21 protein-coding genes and 2 tRNA genes are annotated in these 17,558 nt (G+C 63.9%); 19 read left to right on the top strand and 4 right to left on the bottom strand.

Annotated features, from left to right (window positions below; all coding sequences use genetic code 11):
• Positions 1-293 precede the first annotated feature (293 nt).
• Positions 294-2,720: an endopeptidase La gene (gene lon / locus RPC_RS11975; RefSeq protein WP_041802757.1), complete on the top strand. Its 2,427-nt coding sequence runs from the start codon at positions 294-296 to the stop codon at positions 2,718-2,720.
• A gap of 123 nt (positions 2,721-2,843) precedes the next feature.
• On the opposite strand, the gene RPC_RS11980 is transcribed toward lon, so the two are convergent.
• A tRNA-Val gene (locus tag RPC_RS11980) sits at positions 2,844-2,918 on the bottom strand.
• Positions 2,919-3,065: 147 nt separating this feature from the next.
• Here RPC_RS11980 and RPC_RS11985 point away from each other — a divergent pair.
• Complete coding sequence (locus tag RPC_RS11985; protein WP_415914830.1) at positions 3,066-3,332, top strand: hypothetical protein; 267 nt, start codon at positions 3,066-3,068, stop codon at positions 3,330-3,332.
• Between the two features lie 6 nt (positions 3,333-3,338).
• On the opposite strand, the gene pepT is transcribed toward RPC_RS11985, so the two are convergent.
• Positions 3,339-4,622, bottom strand: coding sequence for a peptidase T (gene pepT / locus RPC_RS11990; protein WP_011472845.1), 1,284 nt, complete (start codon positions 4,620-4,622; stop codon positions 3,339-3,341).
• 54 nt (positions 4,623-4,676) lie between these two features.
• On the bottom strand, positions 4,677-5,036 hold the full coding sequence (locus RPC_RS11995) for an HU family DNA-binding protein (protein ID WP_347339312.1): 360 nt from the start codon (positions 5,034-5,036) through the stop codon (positions 4,677-4,679).
• A 167-nt stretch (positions 5,037-5,203) separates the two neighbouring features.
• Here RPC_RS11995 and RPC_RS12000 point away from each other — a divergent pair.
• Positions 5,204-5,280, top strand: a tRNA-Asp gene (locus RPC_RS12000).
• 261 nt (positions 5,281-5,541) lie between these two features.
• Here the strand turns inward: RPC_RS12000 and RPC_RS12005 are convergent.
• On the bottom strand, positions 5,542-5,748 hold the full coding sequence (locus RPC_RS12005) for a hypothetical protein (RefSeq protein ID WP_041801740.1): 207 nt from the start codon (positions 5,746-5,748) through the stop codon (positions 5,542-5,544).
• A 177-nt stretch (positions 5,749-5,925) separates the two neighbouring features.
• Between RPC_RS12005 and RPC_RS12010 the strand changes: the two genes are divergently transcribed.
• The 16 genes from RPC_RS12010 (at position 5,926) to nuoK (ending at position 17,555) form a co-directional block, all read left to right on the top strand.
• Positions 5,926-6,291, top strand: coding sequence for an NADH-quinone oxidoreductase subunit A (locus RPC_RS12010; RefSeq protein ID WP_011472848.1), 366 nt, complete (start codon positions 5,926-5,928; stop codon positions 6,289-6,291).
• Entirely contained in the window at positions 6,282-6,887 is a 606-nt protein-coding gene (locus RPC_RS12015; RefSeq protein ID WP_011472849.1) for a NuoB/complex I 20 kDa subunit family protein, read from the top strand. The genes RPC_RS12010 and RPC_RS12015 overlap by 10 nt, the downstream gene beginning before the upstream one ends.
• A 29-nt stretch (positions 6,888-6,916) precedes the next feature.
• Positions 6,917-7,129: a hypothetical protein gene (locus RPC_RS12020; protein ID WP_415914831.1), complete on the top strand. Its 213-nt coding sequence runs from the start codon at positions 6,917-6,919 to the stop codon at positions 7,127-7,129.
• Complete coding sequence (locus RPC_RS12025) at positions 7,126-7,725, top strand: NADH-quinone oxidoreductase subunit C (RefSeq protein WP_011472851.1); 600 nt, start codon at positions 7,126-7,128, stop codon at positions 7,723-7,725. Before RPC_RS12020 ends, RPC_RS12025 begins: the two co-directional genes overlap by 4 nt.
• 87 nt (positions 7,726-7,812) lie before the next feature.
• Positions 7,813-8,193: a four helix bundle protein gene (locus RPC_RS12030; protein ID WP_041801742.1), complete on the top strand. Its 381-nt coding sequence runs from the start codon at positions 7,813-7,815 to the stop codon at positions 8,191-8,193.
• Positions 8,194-8,259: 66 nt separating this feature from the next.
• On the top strand, positions 8,260-9,450 hold the full coding sequence (locus RPC_RS12035; RefSeq protein WP_011472853.1) for an NADH-quinone oxidoreductase subunit D: 1,191 nt from the start codon (positions 8,260-8,262) through the stop codon (positions 9,448-9,450).
• Positions 9,450-10,412, top strand: coding sequence for an FkbM family methyltransferase (locus tag RPC_RS12040; RefSeq protein ID WP_208855658.1), 963 nt, complete (start codon positions 9,450-9,452; stop codon positions 10,410-10,412). The genes RPC_RS12035 and RPC_RS12040 overlap by 1 nt, the downstream gene beginning before the upstream one ends.
• Before the next feature lie 13 nt (positions 10,413-10,425).
• Positions 10,426-11,181: an NADH-quinone oxidoreductase subunit NuoE gene (gene nuoE, locus RPC_RS12045; RefSeq protein WP_041801744.1), complete on the top strand. Its 756-nt coding sequence runs from the start codon at positions 10,426-10,428 to the stop codon at positions 11,179-11,181.
• Positions 11,178-11,396 carry a hypothetical protein gene (locus RPC_RS26485; protein WP_041801746.1) on the top strand — a complete coding sequence of 73 codons (219 nt, stop codon included), beginning with the start codon at positions 11,178-11,180 and terminating at the stop codon, positions 11,394-11,396. The genes nuoE and RPC_RS26485 overlap by 4 nt, the downstream gene beginning before the upstream one ends.
• Positions 11,397-11,414: 18 nt before the next feature.
• Positions 11,415-12,740: an NADH-quinone oxidoreductase subunit NuoF gene (gene nuoF / locus RPC_RS12055; RefSeq protein ID WP_011472857.1), complete on the top strand. Its 1,326-nt coding sequence runs from the start codon at positions 11,415-11,417 to the stop codon at positions 12,738-12,740.
• 4 nt (positions 12,741-12,744) lie between these two features.
• On the top strand, positions 12,745-12,954 hold the full coding sequence (locus RPC_RS12060) for a hypothetical protein (protein ID WP_011472858.1): 210 nt from the start codon (positions 12,745-12,747) through the stop codon (positions 12,952-12,954).
• A 37-nt stretch (positions 12,955-12,991) separates the two neighbouring features.
• Positions 12,992-15,070 carry an NADH-quinone oxidoreductase subunit NuoG gene (gene nuoG / locus RPC_RS12065; RefSeq protein ID WP_011472859.1) on the top strand — a complete coding sequence of 693 codons (2,079 nt, stop codon included), beginning with the start codon at positions 12,992-12,994 and terminating at the stop codon, positions 15,068-15,070.
• A gap of 7 nt (positions 15,071-15,077) precedes the next feature.
• Positions 15,078-16,103 carry an NADH-quinone oxidoreductase subunit NuoH gene (gene nuoH / locus RPC_RS12070; RefSeq protein ID WP_011472860.1) on the top strand — a complete coding sequence of 342 codons (1,026 nt, stop codon included), beginning with the start codon at positions 15,078-15,080 and terminating at the stop codon, positions 16,101-16,103.
• A 7-nt stretch (positions 16,104-16,110) separates the two neighbouring features.
• Positions 16,111-16,599 carry an NADH-quinone oxidoreductase subunit NuoI gene (nuoI, locus tag RPC_RS12075; protein WP_011472861.1) on the top strand — a complete coding sequence of 163 codons (489 nt, stop codon included), beginning with the start codon at positions 16,111-16,113 and terminating at the stop codon, positions 16,597-16,599.
• 9 nt (positions 16,600-16,608) lie between these two features.
• On the top strand, positions 16,609-17,247 hold the full coding sequence (locus tag RPC_RS12080) for an NADH-quinone oxidoreductase subunit J (protein ID WP_011472862.1): 639 nt from the start codon (positions 16,609-16,611) through the stop codon (positions 17,245-17,247).
• The gene (gene nuoK, locus RPC_RS12085) at positions 17,247-17,555 is read left to right on the top strand and encodes an NADH-quinone oxidoreductase subunit NuoK (protein WP_041802760.1); all 309 of its coding nucleotides are present in this window, start codon (positions 17,247-17,249) and stop codon (positions 17,553-17,555) included. The genes RPC_RS12080 and nuoK overlap by 1 nt, the downstream gene beginning before the upstream one ends.
• Positions 17,556-17,558 lie beyond the last annotated feature (3 nt).

Below are 17,558 nucleotides of genomic sequence, written 5' to 3' on the forward strand. Positions count from 1 at the left end.
TGCAGCGCAATTGCTGCCGTCAAAGTCCTGCGAACACCGCGCCAGCGTCGCGGTGTTCGCTGTGCGCGCACGCGCATTCAGCCCTTTCGTACCAGTGTTTGCAGCGGCTTGACACCTTGTGGGTCGATAGCCACCTAATGCAGCGGCGATGACGAACTGACTTGGATTCGCCGTCATCTGATCCGGACAAGTGGAGCCCTTCGGCCGAACGAGTCGGACCACCTCTGCACCTTGTGGCGACGGCGCCGATGAAGCGGGTCGCGTGCAAGGGGGCGCAACAAAAGGAATGGGCCATGACCGCCACCAAACCCCGGCCATCGATCGTTCACGGCGAGAGCCACTCCTATCCGGTGCTGCCGCTTCGCGATATCGTGGTTTTCCCGCACATGATCGTGCCGCTGTTCGTCGGCCGCGAAAAATCGATCCGTGCACTCGAAGAAGTTATGAAGAACGACGCGCTGATCATGCTGGCGACGCAGAAGAACGCGTCGGACGATGATCCTGCGCCGGACTCGATCTATGAGATCGGCACGCTGGCCAGCGTGCTGCAGCTCCTGAAATTGCCCGACGGCACCGTCAAGGTGCTGGTCGAAGGGCTGGAGCGCGCCAAGGTCGAGAAATACACCGACCGCACCGAATATTACGAAGCCACCGCGGTGGCGCTCGCCGACACCGACGCCGACAGCGTCGAGGCCGAGGCGTTGTCGCGCTCGGTGGTCTCGGACTTCGAGAGCTACGTCAAACTCAACAAGAAGATCTCCGCCGAAGTCGTCGGCGTGGTGCAGGCGATCACCGATTTCGCCAAGCTCGGTGACACCGTGGCCTCGCATCTGGCGGTGAAGATCGCCGATCGGCAGGGCATCCTGGAGACGCTGTCCGTGACCTCGCGCCTGGAGAAGGTGCTGGGGCTGATGGAGAGCGAGATCTCGGTGCTGCAGGTCGAAAAGCGCATCCGCAGCCGCGTCAAGCGGCAGATGGAGAAGACCCAGCGCGAGTACTACCTCAACGAGCAGATGAAGGCGATCCAGAAGGAGCTCGGCGACGACGAAGGTCGCGACGAATTGGCCGATCTGGAAGAGAAGATCGTCAAGACCAAGCTCTCCAAGGAAGCCCGCGACAAGGCCCAGCACGAGCTGAAGAAGCTGCGGCAGATGTCGCCGATGTCGGCGGAAGCCACCGTCGTGCGCAACTACCTCGACTGGCTGCTGTCGATCCCGTGGAACAAGAAGTCCAAGGTCAAGAAGGACCTCGCGGCCGCGCAAGCGACGCTGGACAACGACCACTACGGGCTGGAGAAGGTCAAGGACCGCATCGTCGAGTATCTCGCGGTGCAGAGCCGCGCCAACAAGCTGACCGGCCCGATCCTGTGCCTGGTCGGCCCGCCCGGCGTCGGCAAGACCTCGCTCGGCAAGTCGATCGCCAAGGCCACGGGACGTGAATTCGTCCGGGTGTCGCTCGGCGGCGTGCGCGACGAGGCGGAGATCCGCGGCCATCGCCGGACCTATATCGGTTCGATGCCCGGCAAGATCATCCAGTCGATGCGCAAGGCCAAGACCTCGAACCCGCTGTTCCTCTTGGACGAGATCGACAAGATGGGCGCCGATTTCCGCGGCGATCCGTCGTCGGCTCTGCTCGAGGTGCTCGACCCCGAACAGAACGGCAGCTTCGCCGACCACTATCTCGAGGTGGACTACGATCTGTCCCACGTGATGTTCATCACCACGGCGAACACCCTGAATATCCCGGGGCCGCTGATGGACCGTATGGAGATCATCCGGATCGCCGGCTACACCGAAAACGAGAAGGTGGAAATCGCGCGAAAACATCTGATCCCGAACGCTTTGACCAAGCACGGGTTGAACTCCAAGGAATGGTCGATCGACGACGATGCGCTTCTGCTGATGATCCGGCGCTACACCCGCGAAGCGGGCGTGCGTAACCTTGAGCGCGAGCTGTCGACGCTCGCCCGCAAGGCGGTCAAGGAGCTGATGCTGTCGAAGAAGAAGGTGGTCAAGGTCACCGAGAAGTCGCTGGAAGACTTCCTCGGCATTCCGAAGTACCGCTACGGCGAGATCGAAAGCGACGATCAGGTCGGCGTGGTCACCGGATTGGCATGGACCGACGTGGGCGGCGAGTTGCTGACCATCGAAGGCGTGATGATGCCCGGCAAGGGCCGCATGACGGTGACCGGCAATCTGCGCGACGTGATGAAGGAATCGATCTCGGCGGCGGCGTCCTACGTCCGCTCGCGCGCGATCACCTTCGGGATCGAGCCGCCGCTGTTCGAACGGCGCGACATCCACGTTCACGTTCCGGAGGGCGCGACGCCGAAGGACGGTCCGTCCGCCGGCGTGGCGATGGCCACCACCATCGTCTCGGTGTTGACCGGCATTCCGATCCGGCACGACGTCGCGATGACCGGCGAGATCACGCTGCGCGGCAGGATCCTGCCGATCGGCGGCTTGAAGGAGAAGCTGTTGGCGGCGGCCAGAGGCGGCATCAAGACGGTGCTGATCCCCGAGGACAACGCCAAGGATCTCACCGAGATTTCCGACGCCATCAAGGGCGGCATGAACATCATCCCGGTGGCGCGGATGGACGACGTGATCGGCAACGCGCTGGTGCGCAGGCCGATCCCGATCGTCTGGGAAGAGCCGAGCCCGTTGCCGGCCAAGCCGGATGCGGCCGATGAGGCGGCCGGCGGTCTGACCGCGCACTGAGCCTCCTGAGGCCCAGCAAACGACATCAGCGGCGTCCTTCGGGGCGCCGCTTTTTTGTGCGCGCCGGAGTATGGCCGGAGCAGGCTGATGTCCGAGGGAAGGGGGCTGGGAATTGGGGGGAGGTGGTAGGCGGTGACGGGATCGAACCGCCGACCTGTCCCGTGTAAAGGGAATGCTCTACCGCTGAGCTAACCGCCCGGAGCCCTCATCTAGCGCGGCAGCGGTGCTGCGCGCAAGGCGGCCGGCGGCGCGCTGCGCTATCCCATTGGCGACAGTGCGAGGGGGATGATAAGCAGGGGTATTCAGCCTGGAGCTTCCGCAATGAGAGTTTTCTGCGCCATCGCGATGATCGCATTGCTTGCCGGACCTGCCGCTGCGCAACAGCCGGTGCAGAAATACGGCGAACCGGATCCCGACAAAACCCCCGCCCAGATCGAGTCCGAAAAGCGGGCTGAAAGAGCCTATCAAAAATCGCTCGGCAACGTTCCCAACGCCGCTCCGACCGACCCTTGGGGCACCGTGCGCCAGGACGGACCGGCGAAGACCGCAGCAACCCCGGCCAATCGAAACAAACCCGGCAGTTCCGCGAAGGCGACCGGGGCGGCGAAATAGGAGCGCTTAGGATCGCTCTTCAAAGATCATCGCCAGGTGGACGATGGTCTCCGCGGCCTTTTCCATGTCCTGCCGGCTGACCCACTCCAGCCGGGAATGGAAGGCGTGTTCGCCGGCGAAGATGTTGGGGCAGGGCAGCCCCATGAACGACAACCGCGAGCCGTCGGTGCCGCCGCGGATGCTGGTGCGGACCGGGGTGAGCCCGGCACGCCTGATCGCCTCGATCGCGAAGTCGACGATCTGCGGGTGGCGATCGATCACCTCTTTCATGTTGCGGTATTGCGGCTTGACCTCGAGCTTCGCCGTCGAGCGCGGATAATCCTGCATCACCTCGTCGATGATGCGCTGCAGCAGGGCTGCCTTGTCGTGCAGACCGGCTTCGGTGAAGTCGCGCACGATCAGCACCAGCGTGACCTTTTCCAGCGCGCCGCTGATCCCGATCGGATGCACAAAGCCCTCGCGGCCCTCGGTGGTCTCCGGCGAACAGCCGTGCTTGGGCAGCCGCTCGACGATCGCCGCGGCGATCTTGATGGCGTGCTCCATCTTGCCCTTGGCGAAACCGGGGTGGGCGCTGACGCCTTCGATGGTGATCACCGCGGAATCTGCCGAGAAAGTCTCGTCCTCGAGATGGCCGGCGGTCTCGCCGTCGATGGTGTAGGCGACGTCGGCGCCGAGTCGTTTCAGGTCGACCTTGTCGACGCCGCGGCCGATTTCCTCGTCCGGGGTGAACAGAATCTTGATGGCGCCGTGCTTGATCTGTGGATGGCTGACCAGAAACGCGGCCGCATCCATGATCTCGGCGATGCCGGCCTTGTTGTCGGCGCCGAGCAGCGTGGTGCCGTCGGTGGTGATGATGTCGTGGCCGATCTGATCGGCCAGCGCCGGATGCTCGGCGGCGCGAATCACCTGGGTCGGATCGCCGGGCAGGACGATGTCGCCGCCTTGATAATTCCTCACGATCTGCGGTTTGACGCCGGCGCCGGAGCAATCCGGCGAGGTGTCCATATGCGAGCAGAAGCAGACCACCGGCACCGGTTTGTCGGTGGTCGCCGGGATCGTCGCATAGACATAGCCGTGGGCGTCGAGTTCGGCATCGGCCAGGCCGATGGCGCGCAGCTCCTGGACCAGCAGCGCGCCGAGATCCTTCTGCTTTTCAGTAGACGGGCAACTCGCCGAACTCGGGTCCGACTGGGTGTCGATCGCGACGTAGCGCAAGAATCGCTCGGTGACGGTGTGGGGAAAACTGATTCGGGACGACACCGTCACCTCGTGCATCTTCACATCGGCCATTCCGGCGCTGCCGCGGCGCGGCGGTCCGGAATGACCACGTTAGACCGGTCGAACTCAGACCGCTTCTTTCAGTTCCTTGGCGGCGCGGAAGGCGACTTTCTTGCTGGCCTTGATCTGAATCGCTTCGCCGGTCGCGGGATTGCGGCCCATGCGGGCGGCGCGCTTGCGAACCTGCAGGATGCCGAGGCCGACGATTCGGATCCGTTCGCCCTTCTTCAGGTGCTTGGTGATGCGGCCGACCAGGTCGCCGAGGATGGTTTCGGTCTGCTTCTTCGACAATTCATGCTCTTCGGCCAATGCGGCCGCCAGATGCTTGAGCGTCACGGTGGTCGGTGTCGCGGCTTTCGCGGTCGCTGCTTTCTTCGCCATTTTTGGCCCTCCAGGTTGTTGTCGGCTTAGGAAACTAAGACGTATCAGGCCTTAAACGATTCGGGTGCGTTCTGCCTACGCCGTTTGGCCCGTAAATAGCCCATTATTTGCATCACCCTCGCAAAAGCGGCCGGCAGAAAAAGGGTTTCGCGATAGCCTTGACTTGCATCCATCCGCCCTTTAAGTCCCGTCACCTGCGCGATGCACATCACGCGGGAGTAGCTCAGTTGGTTAGAGCGCCGGCCTGTCACGCCGGAGGTCGCGGGTTCGAGCCCCGTCTCTCGCGCCATCATTTCGATGGCCCTTTCGAGCCGCGCCACCGACCTTCCATTGAATTCCGACGCTTCCAAGCGGGCCTCACGCAAGTCAAACGCTGCGCTGCGTTTGCACGAGGATCTTCTGCTGCCGCATGGATTGCCGCGTTCTGCCGTCGAGAGCATAAAAAGTGGCGCTACGGCTCGCCCGACGCTCTCAGCCCTTGCGCCGCCGCGGCGATCTCCCATCTGAGCCGCGATCGTCAGGGACGGCGTCGGCGCGGCGCGGGCAATGTTCAGGATTGCTTGCCCGCGACGGGCGCCTGATCGCGTCGCGGCGCGATCGCGGACTGGACGTGGCGGCTGCCCCGGCGAATCGCCGGAGCCATCATCGCGAGGACGATCATCGCGAGCGCCGACCATCGCGCGGCCGAATCATCGGTGCGGGAAGGGCGTTGCTGGTGATGAACTGCGAGCGAAAAGCGGAGGCGTTTGAGATTCACTGTATGACTTGAAGATGAACCCGCATTGTTGCAAGTTCCCGCTCGCCGCCGCCCGGCGGCCCGAGACCAGCCTCCTAAGACCGTGTCTTGCCACCCCTATTGCGCTGCGCTAAGCCAGAGCAATTCTAAAACTCAACGAATCCGCAGCAGCGCACGCCGCGGGAACAGGGACGGCCGATGAGCGGCATTTTGCCGAATTATCTTCCCATTGTGATCTTTATCATGGTCGCGGCGGGCTTGAGCGTGGCGATGCTCGTGGCGCCTTTCGTGGTCGCCTACCAGCAGCCGGACCCCGAAAAATTGTCCGCTTATGAATGCGGGTTCACTGCTTTCGGGGACGCCCGGATGAAATTCGACGTCAGGTTCTACCTGGTGGCGATCCTGTTCATCATTTTCGATCTCGAAGTTGCATTTCTGTTTCCCTGGGCGGTGGCGTTCGGGAAACTCGGGGCCACCGGATTCTGGTCGATGATGGTGTTTCTCGGTGTGCTGACCGTCGGATTTGCCTACGAATGGAAGAAGGGCGCGTTGGAATGGGATTGAGCCCGAACGCCACGACTGCCGGGCCGCGATTGCCGCGGCCCCTGGTCGCGCCGGCCGCGACCGGCATTCTCGATCCGCGCACCGGCCGTCCGGTCGGCGCCGACGACCGGTTTTTCCTCGAGGTCAACAACGAGCTCGCCGACAAGGGCTTCTTCGTCGCCGCGACTGATGATCTGATCACCTGGGCGCGCACCGGCTCGCTGATGTGGATGACCTTCGGTCTGGCCTGCTGCGCGGTCGAGATGATGCAGATGTCGATGCCGCGCTACGACGCCGAACGGTTCGGCTTTGCGCCGCGCGCGTCTCCGCGGCAGTCCGACGTGATGATCGTCGCCGGCACGCTGACCAACAAGATGGCGCCGGCGCTGCGCAAGGTCTACGACCAGATGCCGGAGCCGCGCTACGTGATCTCGATGGGATCCTGCGCCAATGGCGGCGGTTATTATCACTACTCCTACGCCGTGGTGCGGGGCTGCGATCGCATCGTGCCGATCGATATCTACGTGCCGGGCTGCCCTCCCACCGCGGAAGCGCTGCTGTACGGCGTGATGCTGCTGCAAAAGAAGATCCGGCGCACCGGAACGATCGAACGCTGAGGTCCTGAGCCATGGCCGAACCTGAGGACATGATCATTCCGCTGCTGCGGGAAATGCGGAGCGAAGTGGCGGCGTTGCGCGATCATATGGATGCGCGGTTCGACGTTATGGAGAGCGCGCAGAAGAGCTTCAAGCACGCGCTCACGGCCGATACGCTCATGAGCAAGCTGATTACCGGCGAATTCGAGGAACGCATCGTGGCGCTGGAAAAGAAGGTTCGGGACTTGGAGAGCCAGAAGTGACAGACCTCGCGGAACTCGGCGAAACCATCAAGGCGGCGCTGCCGGCAGCGGTCAGCAACGCATCGATCGCGTTCGGCGAACTGACGCTGACCGTCGATGCCGCCAAGATCGTCGAGGTGGTGCGGTTTCTGCGCGACGATCCGCGCTGCCGTTTCATCAGCCCGATCGACGTCACCGCGGTCGACTATCCCGGCCGCGCCAATCGCTTCGACGTGGTCTGGCATTTCCTGTCGCCGTCGCTGAACACCCGGATCCGGCTGCGCGCCGAAGCCAGCGAAACCACCCAGGTGCCCTCGCTGATCGACCTGTTCCCCGGCGTCGACTGGTTCGAACGCGAGGCCTACGATCTTTACGGCGTGATCTTCACCGGCCACCCCGACATGCGGCGGATCCTCACCGACTACGGCTTCGACGGCCATCCGCTGCGCAAGGACTTTCCGCTCTCCGGCTTCGTCGAGGTGCGTTACGACGACGACGAGAAGCGGGTGGTGTACGAGCCGGTGCGGCTCAACCAGGAATTCCGCAAATTCGATTTCCTCTCGCCCTGGGAAGGCGCGGACTATCCGCTGCCCGGCGACGAGAAAAGAAGCGAATAGCGAGTGGCGAATAGCGAATAGCAATAGCAGGGCATGATCGGAAAGCGGGACGAGTGGCGGATAGCGAGCGGCGAGCGGGAATGACGATTGAGCGATCCATCGATCAATTCATATCGGGACCTCAGGGTATGGCAGGACGCCATGACCTTGGCCGAGGCTTGCTATCGATTGACCAGGCAGTTTCCGCGCGACGAACTGTTCGGCCTGACATCGCAGATCCGACGTGCGGCGGGCTCGGTGCCGGCCAATATCGCGGAAGGTCATGGTCGGGAGCACACCGGCAGCTTCGTGCAGCATTTGCGCATCGCGCAGGGCTCCTTGAAGGAACTCGAAACCCATCTGCTGCTGGCGCAGCGGGTTTCAATTGCGCAGGCCGATGTGCAGCCGGTTCTCCTTCAATGCGAAAGCCTGGGCAAAATGATCCGCGCCTTGATCCGGTCGCTTCAGCAGAGGGCGTCGCCGCAGTGATTCCATTCGCCATTCGCCATTCGCTACTCGCTCGCGCGCCGTCGGCGCCTGCGGAGGTCGCACACCATGCCTGAAGGCGCGCTTCGCAACTTCACCATCAATTTCGGACCGCAGCATCCGGCGGCGCATGGCGTGCTGCGGCTGGTGCTGGAGCTCGACGGCGAGATCGTCGAGCGGGTCGATCCGCATATCGGGCTGTTGCATCGCGGCACCGAGAAGCTGATCGAGGCCAAGACCTATCTGCAGGCGATCCCGTATTTCGATCGGCTCGATTACGTCGCGCCGATGAATCAGGAGCACGCCTTCTGCCTCGCCGCCGAGAAGCTGTTGGACATCGCGGTGCCGCGCCGCGCCCAATTGATCCGGGTGCTGTATTGCGAGATCGGCCGCATCCTGTCGCATCTGCTCAACGTCACCACGCAGGCGATGGACGTCGGCGCGCTGACCCCGCCGCTGTGGGGCTTTGAAGAGCGCGAAAAGCTGATGATGTTTTACGAGCGCGCCTCCGGCAGCCGGATGCACGCGGCGTATTTCCGCGTCGGCGGCGTGCACCAGGACCTGCCGCCGAAGCTGGTCGACGACATCGAGGCGTGGTGCGTCGCGTTTCCGCAAGTCATCGACGATCTCGATCGGCTGCTCACCGGCAACCGGATCTTCAAGCAGCGCAACGTCGATATCGGCGTGGTGACGCTGGCGCAGGCCTGGGAGTGGGGCTTTTCCGGCGTCATGGTGCGCGGCTCCGGCGCCGCCTGGGATTTGCGCAAGTCGCAGCCCTATGAGTGCTACGCCGAGCTGGAATTCGACATTCCGATCGGCAAGAACGGCGACTGCTACGACCGTTATTGCATCCGCATGGAGGAGATGCGGCAGTCGGTGCGGATCATGCAGCAGTGCATCGCCAAGCTGCGCGCGCCGGACGGCGGCGGCCCGGTCGCGGTCCAGGACAACAAGATTTTCCCGCCGCGTCGCGGCGAGATGAAGCGCTCGATGGAATCGCTGATCCATCACTTCAAGCTTTATACCGAGGGCTTCCGCGTGCCCGCCGGCGAAGTCTACGTCGCGGTCGAGGCGCCGAAAGGCGAATTCGGCGTGTTCCTGGTCTCCGACGGTAGCAACAAACCCTATAAGTGCAAGATCCGCGCGCCGGGCTTCGCGCATCTGCAGGCGATGGACTTTATCTCGCGCGGCCATCTGTTGGCCGACGTCTCGGCGATCCTGGGCTCGCTCGACATCGTGTTCGGCGAGGTCGATCGGTGATCGCGCAGCCGCCCATCCAGTTCGACCGCGCAACCGGAGTTCTCGAAGGCGCCAACGCCTGGGAACGGCTGGCCGCAGGCGCGCTGTGGGCCGGCACCAAGGTGTCCTCGACCTTCTCGTATCGCGGCTACAATCGCTGCGCCAATCTGTTGCGCAAGGCGTTGCCGCAGCGCGACATCGCGATCCGGCTCAATCCGGATGCGGTGTTCGCGTTTCCTTACGGCGACGGTTATTGGAGCAAGCTGCTCGATCGCTCGTTCCACTACGAAAACGAGATCGAACTGCTGTTTCGCGGCTGCGTCGATGTCGACTACGTCATGGTCGATTGCGGCGCCAATTACGGCTACTGGTCGGTGCTGGCCTCCAGCGCGCCGTTCGGGGCGCACCAGGTGATCGCGATCGAGCCGTCGTCGGTGAATTTCGCCAGGCTCGCCGACAACGCGCGCCTCAACGGCGATCGCTTCGCGATTCTCAATTGCGCGATCGGCGCGGTGCCGGGCACCGCGTGGCTGTCCGGCACCAAGCACGAGGCGTTCAGCATCGTTGGTGATTCCGCTGCCGGCGGCGAGCAGGTTCAGGTGGTGTCGCTCGACAGCCTGCTCGAGCAGGGCAAGCTGCCCGCGGGCGGCAAGTACATCGTCAAGCTCGACGTCGAAGGCGTCGAGATCGAAGCCATCAAGGGCGGTCGGAGCTTGCTGCAAGGCGACGCCATGATCCTGTGCGAGGAACACGGCAGCGACGCCAACCACACGGTGTCGCGCTTTATTCTGACCCAGACCGCCCTGAAGCTGTATGTCTACGATCCGACCACGGGACGTTTCGAAGCCGTCGACAGTTTCGCGATCCTCGACCGGATCAAGGTCGCATCGAATGTCGGATACAACGTGTTCGGCACCGCCAGCCCGTTCTGGGACGAGCGCATCAACAGCCTGAATGCCAACGCCTCGCGGCGGGTTCAATGAGAGACTTAAGATAATGGCCGTCCGTCGTTTGGCACCCAAGGAATTGCAGCCCGAGAGCTTCGCCTTCACCGAGGAGAATCTCGCATGGGCGCAGCGCGAGATCGCGAAATACCCGCCGGGCCGGCAGGCCTCCGCGGTGATCGCGATCATGTGGCGGGCGCACGAACAACTCGGCGGCTGGATCACCGAAGCCGCGATCCGCGCGGTCGCCGATCTGTTGCAGATGCCGCATATCCGCGCGCTGGAGATCGCCACCTTCTACACGATGTTTCAGCTGCAGCCGGTCGGCAAGAAGGCCCACGTCCAGGTCTGCGGCACCACGCCGTGCCGATTGCGCGGCGCCGAGGACATCATCAAGGTCTGCAAGAACCGGATCCACCACGAGCCGTTTCATCTGTCGGCCGACGGCAATTTCAGCTGGGAAGAGGTCGAGTGCCTCGGCTCCTGCGTCAACGCCCCGATGGTGATGATCACCAAGGACACCTACGAGGATCTGACGCCGGAAAGTTTCGGTAAGGTGCTGGATGGTTTTGCCAGCGGCAACTTCCCGACCCCGGGTCCGCAGAATGGCCGACAGTTCGCCGCGCCCGAAGGCGGCCCGCGCGTGCTGAAGTCGGTCGGCGCGCCGGACACTGACCCGGACCACGGCGCGGTGCCGCACCCGGTGCTGACCGACGCCGAGGCCAAGAAACCGGGCGAGGCGGCCAACGTTCAGGAACGTCCGTCGCCGAAGCCGCCGGCGGACGACGCCACCCGGAAGGATCGATGATGACCGACCGCGGCGTTCCGGGTTCGGCGGTATCCAAGGGAGTTGGGCCGATGCAACATCTGCGTTATATAATGCTGCACGCGGTGACCGCTGCGGTGTTCATCTTCCTGCTGCAGCACTACGCGCTGAGCGCGTCGCTGGAATCCAGCCTGGTGTGGGCGTTGACCTTCGGCGGCTGCGCCGCGGGCCTCGCTTACATGCAAGCCAATCGTTGATCGGGGAAGCGCCTAGCCATGCTCGATGACAAGGACCGCATCTTCCGCAATCTGTACGGCCAGGGCGACTGGGGCCTCGAAGGCGCGCGCCGCCGCGGCAGCTGGGACGGCACCAAGGCGATCATCGAAAAAGGTCGCGACTGGATCATCAACGAGATGAAGACCTCCGGGCTGCGCGGCCGCGGCGGCGCCGGCTTCCCCACCGGAATGAAATGGTCGTTCATGCCGAAGGAGTCGACCGACGGCCGACCGAGCTACCTCGTGGTCAACGCCGACGAGTCCGAGCCCGGCACCTGCAAGGATCGCGAGATCATGCGGCACGACCCGCACGTGCTGGTCGAGGGCTGCCTGCTCGCCAGCTTCGCGATGGGCGCCAAGGTCTGCTACATCTATGTCCGCGGCGAATTCATCCGCGAGCGCGAGCATCTGCAGGCGGCGGTCGATCAGGCCTATGAGGCCAAGCTGATCGGCCAGGACAATATTCACGGCTGGCCGTTCGAGCTCTATGTCACGCACGGCGCCGGCGCTTATATCTGCGGCGAGGAAACCGCACTGCTGGAAAGCCTGGAAGGCAAGAAGGGCCAGCCGCGGCTGAAGCCGCCGTTCCCGGCCAACGTCGGTCTCTATGGCTGCCCGACCACGGTCAACAACGTCGAGTCGATCGCGGTGGCGCCCGACATCCTGCGCCGCGGCGCGGCCTGGTTCTCCTCGATCGGCCGACCGAACAATGTCGGCACCAAGCTGTTCGGCATCTCCGGCCACGTCAACACGCCCTGCGTCGTCGAAGAGGCGATGGGCATTCCGTTCCGCGAACTGATCGAAAAGCACGGCGGCGGGATTCGCGGCGGCTGGGACAATCTGTTGGCGATCATTCCCGGCGGCGCGTCGTGCCCGTTGATTCCGGCCGCCGATTGCGGCGAGCTGATCATGGATTTCGACGGCACCCGCGCGGTGAAGTCCAGCCTCGGCACCGCCGGCGTCATCGTGATGGACAAGTCGACCGACGTGGTCGCGGCGATCGCGCGCATCAGCTACTTCTTCAAGCACGAGAGCTGCGGCCAGTGCACGCCGTGCCGCGAGGGCACCGGCTGGATGTGGCGGGTGCTGTCGCGCATGGTCGAGGGCCGCGCCCACAAGCGCGAGATCGACATGCTGCTCGAGGTCACCAAGCAGGTCGAGGGTCACACCATCTGCGCGCTGGGCGACGCCGCGGCGTGGCCGATCCAGGGCCTGATCCGCGCGTTCCGGCCGGAGATCGAGCGCCGCATCGACGACTTCTCGCGCCGCGCCGCGCTCGACGACCAGGGCATCCTCGATCCCGCGCATCTGGCCGCGGCGGAGTAGGGCGATGGCCGACGAACCCGACAATCTTGTGCTGGTCTATCTGCGGCGGCTCGATGAAAAGCTCGATCGCGTTTTAGATGACGCGCATGACCTTAAAGTCCGCATGACGGCGGTCGAGGAAAGCATTGCAGGCGTCAATCGCCGGCTCGACCGTCTGGAATGGCGCGTGGACCGGATCGAGCGACGGCTCGAACTGACGGATCAGGCGCACTGACGAGTTTTTGGCGAATATTGAGAGCGACCGTAACCAAATGATCAAGCTCATCGTCGACGGCAAGGAAATCGAGGTCCCGCCGGAGTACACGCTGATGCAGGCCTGCGAGGCCGCCGGCGCGGAAATTCCGCGGTTCTGCTATCACGAGCGGCTGTCGATCGCCGGCAATTGCCGGATGTGTCTGGTCGAGGTGAAGGGCACGCCGAAGCCGGTGGCGAGCTGCGCCTGGGGCGTGCGCGACTGCCGGCCGGGTCCCAAGGGCGAGCCGCCGGAAATCTCCACCCGCTCGCCGATGGTGAAGAAGGCCCGCGAAGGCGTGATGGAATTCCTGCTGATCAACCATCCGTTGGATTGTCCGATCTGCGACCAGGGCGGCGAGTGCGACCTGCAGGACCAGGCGATGGGCTACGGCGTCGACACCAGCCGGTTCGCCGAGAACAAGCGCGCGGTCGAGGACAAGTATCTCGGCGTGCTGGTCAAGACCTCGATGAACCGCTGCATCCAGTGCACCCGCTGCGTGCGTTTCGCCGCCGAAGTCTGCGGCCTGCCGGAGATGGGCGCGATCGGCCGCGGCGAGGACGTCGAGATCACCACCTATCTGGAAAGCGCGCTGACCTCGGAGCTGCAGGGCAATCTGGTCGACATCTGCCCGGTCGGTGCCTTGACGTCGAAGCCCTATGCGTTCGCGGCGCGACCCTGGGAACTCGGCAAGACCCAGTCGATCGACGTGATGGACGCGGTCGGCTCGGCGATCCGGGTCGATACGAGGGGCCGCGAAGTGATGCGGATCCTGCCGCGCGTCAACGAGGCGGTGAACGAGGAGTGGATCTCCGACAAGACCCGCCACATCGTCGATGGCCTGCGCGCCCAGCGGCTCGACCGGCCCTATGTGAGGGAGAATGGCAAGCTGCGCGCGGCGAGCTGGTCGGAAGCGTTTGCGGCGATCGCCGCCAAGCTCAAGGACGTCAAGGGCAAGCGGATCGGCGCGATCGCCGGCGACCTCGCCGCGGTCGAAGAGATGTTCGCGCTGAAGGACCTGCTGACCCGGCTCGGCTCGGCCAATCTCGCAACCGAGGCCACCCACGCCTTCGACCCGAGCCTTGGTCGCGCCTCCTACATCTTCAACCCGACCATCGCCGGCATCGAGCAGGCCGATGCGCTGTTGATCATCGGCTGCAACCCGCGCAGGGAAGCCGCGGTGCTGAACGCCCGGATCCGCAAGCGCTGGCGCACCGGCCAGTTGAAGATCGCCGTGATCGGCGATCACGCCGAGCTGACCTACAAATACGACTACCTCGGAGCCGGCGTGGATACGTTGAGCGAGTTGGCCGCCGGCAAACAGTCGTTCGCCGAGGTGCTGAAGGGCGCCAACAACCCGATCGTGCTGGTCGGCGCCGGCGTCACCGCGCGCTCCGACGGCGCGGCGCTGCTGGCGATGGCCGCGAAGCTTGCGAACGATATCGGTGCGGTCAAGGACGGCTGGAACGGCTTTGCGGTCTTGCACAGTGCGGCCTCCAGCGTCGGCGCGCTCGACATCGGCTTTGCGCCGGGCGAGGGCGGGCTGACTGCGGCGCAGATGGCCGCAGAAGGCGCGCTCGACGTGGTGTTTTCGCTCGGCGCCGACGAGATCAAGCTGCCGGCCGATGCCTTCGTGGTCTATATCGGCACCCACGGCGACCGCGGCGCGCATCGCGCCGACGTCATCCTGCCGGGTGCCGCCTACACCGAGAAGTCTGCGATCTACGTCAACACCGAAGGCCGAGTGCAGATCACCGGCCGCGCGGCGTTTCCGCCGGGTGAGGCGCGCGAGGACTGGGCGATCGTTCGTGCCTTGTCCGACGCGCTCGGCGCCACGCTGCCGTATGATTCCCTTGGCGCGCTGCGCAAGGCGCTGACTGAAAAGGTGCCGCATCTGTTGCGGATCGATCAGATCGCCCCGGCGGATCCGGCGGCGCTCGCCGTGCTCGCGCGGCGCGGCGGCGGCGCGGTCGGCAAGGCGCCGCTGCTGTCGCCGATCGGCGACTTCTACCTGACCAACCCGATCGCCCGCGCTTCGGCGGTGATGGCGGAATGTTCGCGCGTGGCCTCCGGCCAGATCTTGACCGCGGCGGAGTGAGCGACTGATGGCCGAATTCTGGACCAGTTATCTGTGGCCGCTGTTGGTGGTGATCGGGCAGAGCCTGTTGCTGCTCATCCTGCTGCTGATCACCATTGCCTATATCCTTCTGGCCGATCGCAAGATCTGGGCGGCGGTGCAAATCCGCCGCGGCCCCAACGTGGTCGGGCCGTGGGGATTGCTGCAATCCTTCGCCGACCTGCTGAAATTCGTGTTCAAGGAGCCGATGATCCCGTCGGGCGCCAACAAGGGCGTGTTCCTGCTGGCACCATTGGTCTCCTGCGTGCTGGCGCTGGCAGCCTGGGCGGTGATCCCGGTCAATGCCGGCTGGGTGATCGCCGACATCAACGTCGGCGTGCTGTACATCCTCGCGGTGTCGTCGCTCTCGGTCTACGGCATCATCATGGCCGGCTGGTCGTCGAACTCGAAATACCCGTTCCTGGCTGCGCTGCGCTCGGCGGCGCAGATGGTGTCCTACGAGGTCTCGATCGGCTTCGTGATCATCGCGGTGCTGCTCTGCGTCGGCTCGCTCAACCTCACCGCGATCGTGGAGGCGCAAAACACCAAATGGGGGCTGCTCGGCTGGTACTGGCTACCGCTGTTCCCGGTGTTCGTGATCTTCTACGTCTCGGCGCTGGCGGAAACCAACCGCCCGCCGTTCGATCTGGTGGAAGCCGAATCCGAACTGGTCGCCGGCTTCATGGTGGAATACGCCTCGACGCCGTATCTTTTGTTCATGCTTGGCGAATACGTCGCCATCACCACGATGTGCGCGATGGGCGCGATCCTGTTCTTGGGCGGCTGGCTGCCGCCGGTGCCCTACGCGCCGTTCACTTGGGTCCCGGGCATCATCTGGTTCATGCTCAAGGGCTTCTTCATGTTCTTCCTGTTCGCGATGGCGAAGGCGATCGTGCCGCGCTACCGCTATGACCAGCTGATGCGGCTGGGCTGGAAGGTCTTCCTACCGCTCTCGCTGGTGATGGTGGTGATCGTCGCAGGCGTGCTGCAATTCGCGGGGCTCGCGCCGCAATGAGGTCGTCATGAGGGTTACCGCTGCTGCACGTTCGCTGCTGTTGACGGAGTTCGTTTCGGCGTTCTTTCTCGCCATGCGCTACTTCTTCAAGCCGAAGCCGACGATCAATTATCCGTTCGAGAAGAACCCGATCTCGCCGCGGTTCCGCGGCGAACACGCGCTGCGTCGTTATCCCAACGGCGAGGAACGCTGCATCGCCTGCAAATTGTGCGAAGCGGTATGTCCCGCCCAGGCGATCACCATCGAGGCCGGGCCGCGCCGCAACGACGGCACGCGGCGCACCGTGCGCTACGACATCGACATGGTGAAGTGCATCTATTGCGGGCTGTGCCAGGAGGCCTGTCCGGTCGACGCCATCGTCGAGGGGCCGAATTTCGAATTCGCCACCGAGACCCGCGAGGAGCTGTATTATGACAAGGCGAAATTGCTCGCCAATGGCGACCGCTGGGAACGTGAAATCGCGAAGAGCATCGAACTCGATGCGCCATACCGGTGAGATGAGCGCATGACCCTTCCTGATCTGTTCTTCTATCTCTACTCCGGCGTCTGCGTGGCGGCCGCCACCATGGTGATCGTGTCGCGCAACCCGGTGCACGCGGTGCTGTTCCTGATCCTGGTGTTCGTCAACGCCGCAGGCCTGTTCATGCTGATGGGCGCCGAGTTCTTGGCGATGATCCTGATCATCGTCTATGTCGGCGCCGTCGCGGTGTTGTTCCTGTTCGTCATCATGATGCTGGACATCGACTTCAAGCAGCTGCGCGAAGGGTTTTTCGAATATCTGCCGTTCGGCCTCTTGATCGGCGTGATCTTCCTCGCCGAATTGCTGCTGTTGGCCGGCGGTTGGGTGATCCATCCGACCCTGACCAAAGCCATCACCGCGCCGATCCCGGACAATATCAGCAACACCGAAGCGCTCGGCATGGTGCTGTACACCCGCTACATCCATTACTTCCAGATCTCGGGCTTGATCCTGCTGGTGGCGATGATCGGCGCGATCGTGCTGACGATGCGGCACCGGGTCAGCGTCAAGCGGCAGAACATTTCCGCTCAGAACGCGCGCAACCCGGAGACCGCGATGGACGTGCGCAAGGTGGCGTCGGGGCAGGGGCTGCAGGACGCGGACGCGGCGGAGTGGGTGCAATGATCACGGTCGGTCTCGGACATTTCCTCTCGGTCGCGGCGATCCTGTTCACGATCGGCACGCTCGGCATCTTTCTCAACCGCAAGAACGTCATCGTCATCCTGATGTCGATCGAGCTGATGCTGCTGGCGGTGAATATCAACCTGGTGGCGTTCTCGGCGTTCCTGCACGACATCGTCGGCCAGGTATTCGCGTTGCTGGTGCTGACGGTCGCCGCCGCGGAAGCGGCGATCGGACTGGCGGTGCTGGTGGTGTATTTCCGCAATCGCGGCTCGATCGCGGTTAAAGACATCAATCTGATGAAGGGCTGAGCG

Origin of the sequence: Rhodopseudomonas palustris BisB18 (assembly GCF_000013745.1) — a bacterium.
GTDB lineage: Bacteria > Pseudomonadota > Alphaproteobacteria > Rhizobiales > Xanthobacteraceae > Rhodopseudomonas_A > Rhodopseudomonas_A palustris_F.

What these genes read in the sequence shown, in the direction of transcription:
- RPC_RS12060 (WP_011472858.1), top strand. Translation starts at nt 12,745, where the DNA reads ATGGCCGACGAACCCGACAATCTTGTGCTGGTCTATCTGCGGCGGCTC.
- pepT (WP_011472845.1), bottom strand. Translation starts at nt 4,622, where the DNA reads ATGGCCGATGTGAAGATGCACGAGGTGACGGTGTCGTCCCGAATCAGT.
- nuoE (WP_041801744.1), top strand. Translation starts at nt 10,426, where the DNA reads ATGGCCGTCCGTCGTTTGGCACCCAAGGAATTGCAGCCCGAGAGCTTC.
- RPC_RS12015 (WP_011472849.1), top strand. Translation starts at nt 6,282, where the DNA reads ATGGGATTGAGCCCGAACGCCACGACTGCCGGGCCGCGATTGCCGCGG.
- nuoG (WP_011472859.1), top strand. Translation starts at nt 12,992, where the DNA reads ATGATCAAGCTCATCGTCGACGGCAAGGAAATCGAGGTCCCGCCGGAG.
- RPC_RS12035 (WP_011472853.1), top strand. Translation starts at nt 8,260, where the DNA reads ATGCCTGAAGGCGCGCTTCGCAACTTCACCATCAATTTCGGACCGCAG.
- nuoH (WP_011472860.1), top strand. Translation starts at nt 15,078, where the DNA reads ATGGCCGAATTCTGGACCAGTTATCTGTGGCCGCTGTTGGTGGTGATC.
- RPC_RS26485 (WP_041801746.1), top strand. Translation starts at nt 11,178, where the DNA reads ATGATGACCGACCGCGGCGTTCCGGGTTCGGCGGTATCCAAGGGAGTT.
- RPC_RS12010 (WP_011472848.1), top strand. Translation starts at nt 5,926, where the DNA reads ATGAGCGGCATTTTGCCGAATTATCTTCCCATTGTGATCTTTATCATG.
- RPC_RS12080 (WP_011472862.1), top strand. Translation starts at nt 16,609, where the DNA reads ATGACCCTTCCTGATCTGTTCTTCTATCTCTACTCCGGCGTCTGCGTG.
- nuoI (WP_011472861.1), top strand. Translation starts at nt 16,111, where the DNA reads ATGAGGGTTACCGCTGCTGCACGTTCGCTGCTGTTGACGGAGTTCGTT.
- RPC_RS12020 (WP_415914831.1), top strand. Translation starts at nt 6,917, where the DNA reads ATGATCATTCCGCTGCTGCGGGAAATGCGGAGCGAAGTGGCGGCGTTG.
- nuoF (WP_011472857.1), top strand. Translation starts at nt 11,415, where the DNA reads ATGCTCGATGACAAGGACCGCATCTTCCGCAATCTGTACGGCCAGGGC.
- lon (WP_041802757.1), top strand. Translation starts at nt 294, where the DNA reads ATGACCGCCACCAAACCCCGGCCATCGATCGTTCACGGCGAGAGCCAC.
- RPC_RS11985 (WP_415914830.1), top strand. Translation starts at nt 3,066, where the DNA reads ATGATCGCATTGCTTGCCGGACCTGCCGCTGCGCAACAGCCGGTGCAG.